Below are 11,338 nucleotides of genomic sequence, written 5' to 3' on the forward strand. Positions count from 1 at the left end.
CCACGGGAGAGAGGCTGGCCGCCTTTTTGCGCGCGGGCCGGAGCGTAATATCTAACCATCAAGAGCTGATTAACAATCCTTCAATTGGAAAGAAGGACCTCTCGGGCGAACGAGTCGCGGCGGAGGCGCTTCAAATCTACGCCGACCGCCAGGGAAAATCGGCTTCAATGGACCCTATCAGTGCGCAGGATCAGCAGCTCTTCGATGCGCAGATTGAAGCATTGCGTGAAGTTGTCGACGAGCATCAGAAGGAAATCGACGCCAAGGGAGTCGGATTCAAGGGATTTATTCCAGCCACATTTGCCAGGTTGGTCAACGAACGATTTGAAGAGAAAGTCGGCGATCGTGCAAAAATGAAAGTTACTGCACCGGAAGGTCTTGTGCGCAATCGCAAGGCCCGTCCAGATGCATGGGAGCAGCGCATAATCGAGAGCAAATTCCTGTCTGCCGAATGGTCAAAAGGTCAGTCCTTCGTAGAGGAGGTCCAGACGGATGGCCGCAGTTCCTTTCGTATGCTTATTCCCGAATATTATTCCGCGTCCTGCTTGGCATGTCACGGCAAGCCTAAGGGCGAGATTGACATTTCGGGCTATCCCAAAGAGGGCGGAGCCGAGGGCGATCTTGCTGGCGCAATTAGTATAACGCTTTTCAGATGAGCGTATTCAGCGCCATCCAGACATCGGTCAGTCGTTTGGCGGATCGCAAAATACCTCTCCGGCTTGTCTGTCTTTCGGCAGTGTTGCTCGGTGCTTTATTGGTAAGTGTCGCGTTCATGGCGCGAGATCTGCTTGAAAACCAGCGACGTGTCGAAGAAGCGAACGATCGCTTCCACATGTTTGATGAAGCCGCAAAAGCCCACAGGCATTTTGGCGAGGTGCGATACTGGCTCACGGATCTCTCTGTCAGCCTGTTGACGTTGTCTGAGCGTCGCGCCGAAGCTGCCCGCACCGCATTGGCACAGGATCTTGCACGCATCAAGGTTTTTGCGCCGAACGCCGCCAACACCATCCAGCAGCGTTCCGAAGCCTACTACGAAAAGGCCATACAGGCTGTCGACGCTTATACGGCTGACAATCGCGTCGTCGGAAACACGCAGCTAGCTGCTGCCAGAAATTTTAGCGACGAAGTTGACAGCGCGCTCAGGACGCTTGAAGATCGGCTGGAGATGGAGGCGGATCAGGCACGCGACGCCGCGGCGGCGACAGCCCACAGCACATTTATCCGCGCCGTGATAGCGGTGAGCTTTATAACAATAGCCGGCGCAATCATGACATGGCTGGTACTTCGATCGATATTGGTTCCGCTCGGCCGTGTCGATAGGGCAATGATCCAATTGACGCAAGGGCAACCGGATGTAGAGCTCCCTCCTGAAGGTCGCGACGAATTCGGCCGGCTCTCCACGACTCTACGCTTGTTGCGCGATGGGCAAGCAGAGCGTCGACAGCTGGAAGCCGCCGCAGAACGCCAGAGAAATACTGTTCTAACAGCGATCGAGACCATACCAGACGGCTTCGCATTCTTTGATGCATCGGATCGGCTGGTCTTGGTCAACCAACGGTACCTTGAGATATTCCCGGAAATTGCAGACCTCATGAAACCGGGAACGCGATTTGAAGATATTATTCGGGCGCAGGCGAAACGTGGCACAGCCAACGTCGGAAATGCCGATGTCGATACTTGGATAAGTGAGGCTATCCGTCGTCACGGCGAGCCGCATGGGACGATCGAACGCCAGTTCGCCAACGGAATGTGGCTGCGCATAGCCAAGCGCAAAACGCCCGAGGGGGGAACCGTAGCGGTTTACACGGACATCACTGATTTGAAACATCGTCATGCGGAACTGGAGGAGGCCCGGCGCGGCGCGGAAGTCGCCAGCGATGAGAAAAGTCGCTTCCTTGCGTCCATGAGCCACGAACTGCGTACTCCCTTGAACGCCATTATCGGCTATAGCGAAATGCTCGTTGAAGACGCAAGTGACCTGGATAGACCCGACTTTGTCGCGGATCTTCGGAAGATCATGGCGTCAGGACGTCACCTGCTGGCATTGATCAATGATGTTCTCGATCTCTCCAAGATCGAAGCTGGCAAAATGGAGCTATACATCGAGCCGATCGGCGTAGCCCAACTACTCGAAGATGTTGAAAGCACTGTCGCGCCGTTAATTGCAAAAAACGGCAACCGGCTGATCGTCACCGCCTCGGTCGAGCCCGACGAGATCCACACCGACAAGACCAAGCTGCGACAGAACCTGTTCAACCTCCTCTCGAACGCTGCCAAATTCACTGAAAACAATGAAATCCGATTAGCGGTCAATCGCTACCGTGACAAAGATGGCGAGTGGATTGAATTTTCCGTTACCGATAATGGGATCGGAATGACGAACGAGCAGCAGGCAAAGCTTTTCCAGCCCTTCGTCCAAGTCGATTCGTCCACCACGCGAAACTACGGGGGCACTGGGCTTGGCCTCGCTATCACCCAGCATTTCATCAAGATGATGGGCGGAACAATCTCCGTTGAAAGCGAATTCGGCAAGGGATCGACATTTCATTTCAAGATTCCAGCGTACCATAAGACGCAAGTCGCGCAGCGCCTTCAGTCGCAATCGGACGTTCATGAGGGACTGCCCTCTCGTGGCACAGTTCTCGTAATCGACGATGAAGCGCGGGCACGTAAAGTCATATCCGATGCGAGCCGCAGCGCCGGCTTTACGGTGATCGAGGCTGCGGGTGGTGAGGAGGGCATCGCAAAAATGAGGAAATCCCGGCCCGATGCGATCATCTTGGATGTAATCATGCCGGGCCAGGACGGCTGGTCTGTGTTGCGTCAAATCAAGTCCGATGAAGCCCTTCGCAATATTCCGGTGATCCTTGCCACGGTCGTTGCGGATCGTGAAATGGGCTTGGCGTTCGGAGCGGCAGCCCATTTGATCAAGCCAATTGATCCTCGCCAGCTCATTGAGACATTGAATGCTGTCGCGGGTGCCGGCCGTCGTGACGTGCTGATCGTCGATGACGACCCCGCGACGCGTGAGCTCTTTTGCAGAGTACTCCAGCGCGAAGGCTGGAATGTCCGGGAGGCTCCCGATGGCCGGCGCGGTCTTGCCGAACTGGAAGCTGGGCGACCAACGGTGATGGTGCTCGATTTGATGATGCCCAATATGGATGGTTTCGAACTTCTTCAGGCAATCCAGGAACGGCAGGATCTCGCCGATATTCCGGTTGTTGTCGTTACGTCCAAAGATCTGACGCGCGAGGAATTGGATTGGCTTAAGGTGCGTGCGAGCGAAATAGTCCGCAAGGGAACGAAAGGCCGTGCGGATCTCATCGCGGCCCTGAACCGGCATATGCCCTTGAGCGAAAGTGCGTGAGGAGCCTGAAAAGATGGTCAAGATTCTTCTCGTCGAAGATAATGAGATGAACCGCGACATGCTTTCCCGCCGGCTTGAACGGCGTGGATATGAGGTGATCATTGCGACCGATGGACTTGCGGGCGTGGAGGCGGCGCTTAGCGCGGGGCCGGATCTTGTGTTGATGGACATGAGCCTACCGGTAATCGACGGCTGGGAAGCGGCTCGCCAGATTAAGGCCAATCCCGCTACTGCCGCCATCCCTGTCATTGCCCTTACTGCGCACGCAATGGCAGGTGACCGGCAAAAGGCGATCGATGCCGGGTGCGACGACTATGACACCAAGCCAATCGACTTGCCGGCGCTGGTCACCAAGATCGTCCGCCTGACCGGAGGATAATCATCTTGTCGCAACCATCTGACATCGGTCATCGTGCGTATCTCGTCAGAATCGTCCAGAAAATCGCCGAGCCAGCACAGGCCATCCTCGGATATCAGGAATTGGTAATAGACGAAGTTCGCGAGCAAGGCCCGATCGACGCGTTGCCCGACCTAGAGCGAGTGCTTTGTGCCGCCCATCAATTGAATTTGCTGATCAAGCAAATTCTCGACGTTGCAGCCCCAGATATGAAGAGCTTCCCCATGCTCGACGTCAACCTGCGGCACGATCTGCGAACACCGATGAATGCGATTCTCGGATATTCTGAAATGGTCATTGAAGACTTTGCTGAAACGCTGTCCGAAAGCGTTACTGCGGATATCTTGAAAATAGTTCAGGAAAGTCGAATTTTGCTTGAGCAGATCGACGGAAAAAAAGCTCTTATTTCTACTGATGTTGGAGAGCGGTACGGTGACGACGTCGATGGCATGATCGCAGCTGAAGTGGCAAGAACAATCGCGGCACGCGCTTCCACGCTGCCCGAAGAAAAGGGACGCATTCTCGTCGTCGACGATACGGCATCCAACCGTGACCTTTTAGCAAGACGCCTTGGCCGCGACGGCCATAGTGTCTTCGCCGCGGCTTCAGGGAAAGAAGCTCTACGGATTCTTGCAATTCAGGAGTGCGATATCGTATTGGCCGATATCCTAATGCCAGACATGAATGGCATCGAACTTCTCGGCCGGCTCAAATCAGACGATCGGTGGCGTGAGATACGTGTGATCATGATTTCGGGTCTTAACGATGCCCACGCGGTCATTAGCTGCATTGAAGCCGGAGCGGAAGACTATCTGCAAAAGCCAATCGATCCAGTTCTGTTGCAAGCTCGTATCGCCGCCTGCCTTGAACGCAGCCGCTGGCGCGAACGTGAAAGGCACTACCTCGCTCAAATCGAAGTGGAGAAGCAGCGTGCAGACAAATTGCTTCATGCCATCCTCCCCAGACAGGTGGTGAAACGACTTGCCGAAGGGGAGGAAGTGATAGCTGATCGTATCGAAATGGCCACGATCGTTTTCGCTGATATCGTAAATTTCACCGAGTTTGCGGCGAAAACTCCCGCTGCTGCCTCGGTGAATATGCTCGGAAACTTGTTCATGCGGTTTGACGAATTGGCTGACCGATTTGGCGTTGAAAAGATCAAGACCATCGGTGATGCATACATGGCTGCCGCTGGCTTGCCCGATCCTCACCCGGATCATGCCTTGGCAGCAATTGAATTTGGCAGAGCATTGCTGGCAGAAACGGCCCGTCCAACGGATCCGGCATCGGCGCTCCGCCTACGAATTGGAATCAATACTGGACCAGTAATCGCCGGCCTGATCGGTCGAAAGCGGTTTGTCTACGATGTGTGGGGACATACGGTGAATGTCGCTAGCCGGATGGAATCCTGCTGCATCCCTGGTCATATACAGATATCACAAAGCACCTTTGACGCTGTTGCTGGAGGCGTTGCGGATGCCCGTCAAGTAGTCATGGATATCAAAGGAATCGGTCAATTCACCACTTACTTGCTTGCACATTAGAGCGTTTCCCTTTCCAGAGCCGAGAGCCGCCATGAATGAGATCAGGTTCAGTCAGGCGTACATGGGTCGATTGGGGTGGTCGGATGCAGATCCAGGATGCGCTCAAGGGCACGAGCGGCAGCCAAGACCCGTCCCTCGGCGCGTCCGCGGCCAACGATCTGCAATCCGACCGGGCGCCCGTCAGAGGTGAACCCGCAGGGAAGGCTCAGCGCCGGCGAGGCGGTTAGTGATATCGCGTACGCGATCGCCAGCCACTCGAAATAATTTGGAAAGCTGTAGCCGGCGCATTCCTTTACGTACCGCTCGCTCGCGGGATAGGCGGCAACGATCGTGGCCGGACAAAGGAGCAGGTCATAGGTGTCGAAAAAAGCATTCATCCTTCGTAACATTGCGGCGCGATTGGTTTCCGCTCGTACGACGTCTGCCATGGAGTAGCTGAAACCCTTCTCGATATTCCAGACGACTTCCGGCTTCATTTTTTCTCGATGCGAATCCAGAAGCGCGCCATAACTTGTGGCGAAGGCCACGCCGCGCAACACCTGGAATGTATCATGTGCCTCAAGAAGGTCAGGATGCGCCTCTTCCACACGGGCGCCCATCTCACTAAATCGTTCGGCCGCTGCGCGACAGATCGAGGCCACTTCCGGATCGACGGGCGTAATGCCAAGATCGGCGGAAAAAGCAACGCGCGCTGGTCGCCAAGCGGAGCGCGCAGCAGCAAGGAAGCTTTCGGTCCGTGGCAACGACAAAGGATCTGCAGGGTGCTCGCCGGTCATCGCGTCAAGCAGAAGCGCAGTGTCTTCGACGGAGCGACCCATCGGCCCGTTGACCCCCAGCAGGCAATCGATCTTGGCTCCGGGGTTGTTGGCAACGCGGCCGGGGCTCGGGCGTAGTCCTACCACGCTGCAGAAGCTTGCTGGATTGCGCAAGCTGCCGCCAAGGTCGGAGCCGTGCGCCACCCAAGCCATACCTGTGGCAAGTGCAACCGCGGCCCCACCCGACGAACCCGCAGCCGAGAGCTTCGTATTCCAGGGATTGAGTGTCGCACCAAAAACATCGTTGAAGGTATTGCCACCCGCGCCAAACTCCGGAGTATTTGACTTTGCGTAAATGACACCGCCTTCGGCTTCAATCGCCTCGACAAGAATGTCGGATTGCTCGGGAACGTGATCGGCAAAGATGGTCGAACCATAGGTCGTGCGCACGCCGGCAACGTCCGTCAGGTCCTTTATCGGTAGGGGTAGTCCGGCTAAACGACCACGACTACCCAGAGGCTTTTGCATGAGCAAGCGGGCCTGATTGCGGGCGCGATCGAAGCAAAGGATGGGAAGTGCGTTGACGGCAGCATTAATGGCCGCCATGCGAACTTCCAGCGCATCAAGACATTCCAGCGGCGTCACTTCGCCGCGATTTAGCAGATCGACGACTGTGCAGGCGGACATGTCTGTCAGACCCGCATCATCTGCCATGACATCATACTCCAGTGGAACGCTCAGGGTACTATACTCATGTTCGGCCGGGTTCCAAGAGACTACTCAGCAATCAGCAGCAAGGATCGAATGACCGATGTCCGGCGCTGCGCAGTCATTGATGATCGATCGCTTTGGTTCCGGAGTGAACCGTGCGCAGTATCAGTCAGAACCGCCAACAATCGAGCCCGCATGGGAAGTGCTCGAGGACATCTACTGCCTTCGCCTTCTTTCGGAAACAATGGCTCTCATTCCGGAGTGGTTGAGGCGCCATGCTTATTTGCCCGTCCTGCGCTTGATGACGCTCAATGCTTTTCGCCGAGATACCGAAAAAGCGTCTGCTTCCATTTTTCGTCGTGAATGGTTTCGAGAATGGCGACATCAATAGATTCGCGATATCGACTGCCTTCGGGCATCGCTATCCCATAGTTCTGTGAATCGAAGACGACATCCAGAACCTGCACACTGGATGAGAACTGTTGTTCGGCTATCCAGGAAAGGAGCGGTTTATCGTAGACAAATGCGTCGATCGAACCAGCAACAAGTTCCTTCAGGCCGTCCTGAACCTTTTCGAAATCCCGGTGCTTGATGCGCTCGCTGTCGAGAAAGCCGGTCGTGGCCGACCCCTTCACCGCACCGACGCGTACCGTAGGTAGATCTTCGACGCCATTGACCAGCCCCCTGATCTGTCGGGTTGTCAGTGCCGAGGTGACGCTTGCGGTAAAAATCGCGATAGTGATGATCGATACAACCATCCAGATGATGGCGAGAATGCGCCCTGCAAGTGTCTTGGGTCCGCGGTGCCCAGTGCTTGCCTGCGTCATTGCCTCGGCCGACCACCAGATACTGGCACCGAGACCTCTTGCGGCCCCACCGCCGAAATCCTCATTATGGCGGCGCTCGAATAACCAGATTAGAGCCCCGACGGCAAGTGAGATACCGATGAGTGCACCCGCCGCCTGCATGAAGCCGAACGAAATCATCGTGGCGATGAGCTCGTACCAGACAGACACGCTCTTGGTGGACACCGCAATGCCGAGGCCCGTATCATAGAATGGCTGCGAAAAGTCGATGCTGCGTTCCCGCTCAGCCGTGATGGTGATCGCCGCGACCGAAAGATCGAAGTCACCCCGCGCCGTGGCAGTGACAAGGCTCTGCACCGAAGGTTCTTCAACGTACCGGAATTTCACGCCAAGCTTTTCGGTGATCTGTCGCCAGAGATCGATCGAAATGCCTGACCAGGTGCCGTCAGGGGCCTTCATCGCGAAAGGCGGGGCTTCCTTGGTACCAATGACGAGTTCGCGATTCGGAAGAACGGCTGCAGGGGGCAGGGAATTCTGCGCCAGGATCCGCACGACAGCGCCCTCCTTGGCTCGTCCAGCCGTCGCTCTCTGAGACACCACAGGCCGGACATTCGTGAACGGATCGTTCCACGGAGCCACCTGGGCGAAGGATAGGCTTATCATGCTCTCCAACACAACGAGCAGTGCGATTAGAACTGGAGCGACAATCGTACCAAAGTGTTGAATGCGCATTCTCATTCGGTTTCCGGTCCACGGAGATCAGAGCTTGCCAGCCACGTTGTTGCAGTGACTAGTAATGGCCTATTCTTGCGGGAGTTTCAGCAAAATATAACTGCGCAAGGCTCAGATATATTCGCCACTCACCGACTGCTGGCCATGGTTCGTGCGAAGTGGCTTCGACGTGTGGGCTTGCAGCGTTAGCTTGATCACACTATCCCACCGTCATTTGCTGCGGTTTGCGAGGGGCGCTCCGATGAAGCGAAAGGGCGAACAAGAAGCTTGAGAACAACTGTCTGCCCAAGAGCTGGATGAGATCAGCGCGAAACGTTAGGCGTGCAGTGGTGCCGAATAGATTCACCTCGGGGCGGTACGCAAGCAATGAAGGCGCGGGCTGTCGCTGACTTCGCCGCCCTTTTCGGTTGTTGTCACTCAAGCCAGTTCAGGCTTTGCCCAAGTCTTGCAAGCGAATTTCAGCGAGACTCCTGAACTCGCCATCCGGATATTTCTGAAGATAGGCCTCAAACGGCGCACGCGTATCGTTGTCTTTGATGGAGTTCCAAAACTCCAGTTCCACAGCCGAATCTTCCGGCGACGCCGGTTTGGGGCCCAAGGCTTTTGCCAGTCGGGCCTGTGCAAGGGCAACGAATTCGCCTTCAGGAAACTGTGCCAGATAGGCGCGATACTCAGACGGATCATTGCTCGTCTCAACCGACTGCCAGAAGGCCAATTCAATGTCTTTGGAATCATCGGCAATGCCGCCGTTGGTTCCTGACAGTTGAATGCTTCCCCTGGACCCCGGCAACGATGCGGCCGGAACTGGATCGGCAGAACCCTTGGGGTCAAAAAGGACGCGAAAAATCCGCACCGGACGAGCGATATTTTTCACCGAATGCTCGCCCATATCCCCAAATTCGTAGCCCAGACGGTCGCGCAAGTGGTCACGCACGCCGCGCGTAACGCAGATACCGCCGGGTTCCGCCAGCGCCTCGAGCCGGGAGGCGACGTTGACACCATCGCCAAAAATGCCGCCGTCCTTGACCATCACATCACCGACATTGATGCCGATTCTCCAAAGCATCTTCGCATTTGCAGGAAGATCATCATTCGCCGCGGCCAAGGATTGCTGGATCGAAATCGCGCAGTTCAGGGCATCGACCACGCTAGCGAACTCAGCCAATACGCTGTCACCGGCAGTGCCCGAAATTTCTCCCCTGAGGCCGGCAATGATGGCGTCAATGGTTTTGCGATGCGACGACAGGGTCGCGAGTGTCTGTTCCTCATCTTCGTGCATGAGCCGCGAATAACCTTCGACATCTGCAGCAAGAATTGCGACCAATTTTCGCTCCAGAGGCGGCGCTTCCATTGTTGCCATGGGTCAGAATACTCCGGCTGTTGGCACAGCATTTGCCAGCCCGTGCTCTTAAACGGTTCTGAAATGACCCAGTTCCAGCGCTGCTCCAGGCAAAGCATAGGGGCAGGTGCCAGTCTCGTCGAACGAGGCCAGAGCAATTGCTTTTCAAGGTGACCCCGGGAACATCCGGCTCCCTTGGGAATTGCAGCTTAAACGGAGAGGGCGCTCGAACCTGGTATGATGGCTTTCGGTAACAGAAACAGCGGAAAAACGTTGCGTTCGCAGGCGATGGAGAGGGGGCGTGGCCGTAATGCCGACACACCTTCCAAAGTTCCACTCCTCGGGTGGAAGGACATTTTTTACAGAATTTACCAGTCGTTGGAACAAGACCGAATTATGCTGATTGCCGCGGGTTCGGCGTTCTATTTGCTTCTTTCCCTGTTTCCTGCACTGACAGCCTTCGTATCTCTGTATGGGTTTCTGGCAGATCGCACCGCGATAGCCGGTAACACATCGCTTCTCATTGGAATTCTGCCCAATGATGCAATTGCCCTGATCCGAGCGCAGCTTGATGCCCTTGCCGTGCAGGACCTGAAGGTGCTCAGTCTCGGGTTCTTATTCGGGCTTTTGGTGACCCTGTGGAGCGCGAACAATGGCATCAAAGCCATATTCGAGGCATTGAACGTCGCCTACGGCGAGAATGAAACCCGAAGTTTCCTGAAATTGAACCTGATTTCGTTCATATTCACATTGGGCGGCATATTTTTTGGAATTGTCTTTATCCTCGCTTTGAGCGCAGTCCCGCACCTGTTGGCGGCAACTGGATTAGAAGGCTGGAGCGCAGCATTGGTCGGTATGGTGCGGTGGCCGATGATCGCAGCCGTCATCGTCGTTGCAATTTCGGTCGTCTATCGGTTTGGTCCGGACCGTGAACATGCAAAGTGGCGATGGCTTTCCTGGGGAGCCGTTGTTGCCGCCTTGGTTGGTATTGTCGCCTCAGTTGGGTTCACGGCCTATCTTGCCAACTTCGCCGACTACAACGCCACCTACGGCGCATTGGGTGCCGTGGCCGGCCTAATGATGTGGATGTGGATCTCGTTGATTATCCTCATTCTCGGCGCAGAATTAAATGCCGAACTGGAACATCAAACTGCAATCGACAGTACCACGGGGGACCCGGTTCCCATGGGTGAGCGAGGCGCTGTGGTTGCCGATACGCTTGGCGAAGCTGCACCGGAGTCATGAACCGCTCAATGCCAGTCCTTCGACTGCGCGCTCCGCCTCAAACCTAACGCAGAATTCTATTGGTCATTACCCACTTTACAGAGCGAGGCCATGCGTAATTCGCACCCATCCTAAGATCGGTAAAGCCCTGAGCAACCGTTTTCCCGTTTCAGCGTCAAGAATGCGAATGAACATCGTATGCTCTGTTCGGTTGATACGCGTTACAACCCCCAGTAACGCCAGGGACGCACCTTGCTCTTTGGCCATCTTGGCCTCGCAGCCGCCGCAGTTGCGCAACCCATGCGGCGCCACTGCCTGATCGTTTCCGGCAGGCACCTCAATCACCCTGTAGCGTCCAGACCTGGCGAGCATGTCCTTTGCAACCTGTTGAGACTCGGCAAGATAGCGCTTGTCGTGCGCATCGGGTGGAATGATACCTGCCCCGGCGCTCTTGTCTTCCAGT

At 55.7% G+C, this 11,338-nt stretch carries 9 protein-coding genes; 5 read left to right on the forward strand and 4 right to left on the reverse strand.

The genetic code is table 11. The features are described from left to right. From AAAB35_RS03540 to AAAB35_RS03555, 4 genes are all read left to right on the forward strand, one after another. A partial coding sequence (locus AAAB35_RS03540) for a DUF3365 domain-containing protein (protein ID WP_340666848.1) occupies positions 1-656 on the forward strand: 656 nt, incomplete at its 5' end. Continuing rightward, complete coding sequence (locus tag AAAB35_RS03545) at positions 653-3,367, forward strand: response regulator (RefSeq protein WP_340666849.1); 2,715 nt, start codon at positions 653-655, stop codon at positions 3,365-3,367. The genes AAAB35_RS03540 and AAAB35_RS03545, both read left to right, overlap by 4 nt. 13 nt (positions 3,368-3,380) lie before the next feature. Then, on the forward strand, positions 3,381-3,746 hold the full coding sequence (locus AAAB35_RS03550; protein WP_340666850.1) for a response regulator: 366 nt from the start codon (positions 3,381-3,383) through the stop codon (positions 3,744-3,746). A gap of 5 nt (positions 3,747-3,751) precedes the next feature. Then, positions 3,752-5,308, forward strand: coding sequence for an adenylate/guanylate cyclase domain-containing protein (locus AAAB35_RS03555; RefSeq protein ID WP_340666851.1), 1,557 nt, complete (start codon positions 3,752-3,754; stop codon positions 5,306-5,308). A gap of 47 nt (positions 5,309-5,355) precedes the next feature. Here the strand turns inward: AAAB35_RS03555 and AAAB35_RS03560 are convergent, their stop codons facing one another. The 3 genes from AAAB35_RS03560 to AAAB35_RS03570 all read right to left on the reverse strand — a co-directional run bounded on the left by AAAB35_RS03560 (position 5,356) and on the right by AAAB35_RS03570 (position 9,672). Continuing rightward, complete coding sequence (locus AAAB35_RS03560) at positions 5,356-6,777, reverse strand: amidase family protein (protein ID WP_340666852.1); 1,422 nt, start codon at positions 6,775-6,777, stop codon at positions 5,356-5,358. A 305-nt stretch (positions 6,778-7,082) separates the two neighbouring features. Beyond that, positions 7,083-8,312 (reverse strand): transporter substrate-binding domain-containing protein, encoded by a 1,230-nt coding sequence (locus tag AAAB35_RS03565; RefSeq protein ID WP_340666853.1) that lies wholly within the window; start codon positions 8,310-8,312, stop codon positions 7,083-7,085. 427 nt (positions 8,313-8,739) lie between these two features. Next, a complete protein-coding gene (locus tag AAAB35_RS03570; RefSeq protein ID WP_340666854.1) occupies positions 8,740-9,672 on the reverse strand; it encodes an adenylate/guanylate cyclase domain-containing protein in 933 nt (310 codons plus the stop codon). 267 nt (positions 9,673-9,939) lie between these two features. Here AAAB35_RS03570 and AAAB35_RS03575 point away from each other — a divergent pair, with 267 nt between their 5' ends. After that, positions 9,940-10,896, forward strand: a complete 957-nt coding sequence (locus AAAB35_RS03575; protein ID WP_340666856.1) for a YihY/virulence factor BrkB family protein — start codon at positions 9,940-9,942, stop codon at positions 10,894-10,896. Positions 10,897-10,971: 75 nt separating this feature from the next. Here the strand turns inward: AAAB35_RS03575 and AAAB35_RS03580 are convergent. Further along, the coding region (locus tag AAAB35_RS03580; protein WP_340666855.1) for a DUF2380 domain-containing protein at positions 10,972-11,338 on the reverse strand (367 nt) is incomplete at its 5' end.

The organism is Phyllobacterium sp. (genome assembly GCF_037994425.1).
Classification (GTDB): domain Bacteria; phylum Pseudomonadota; class Alphaproteobacteria; order Rhizobiales; family Rhizobiaceae; genus Phyllobacterium.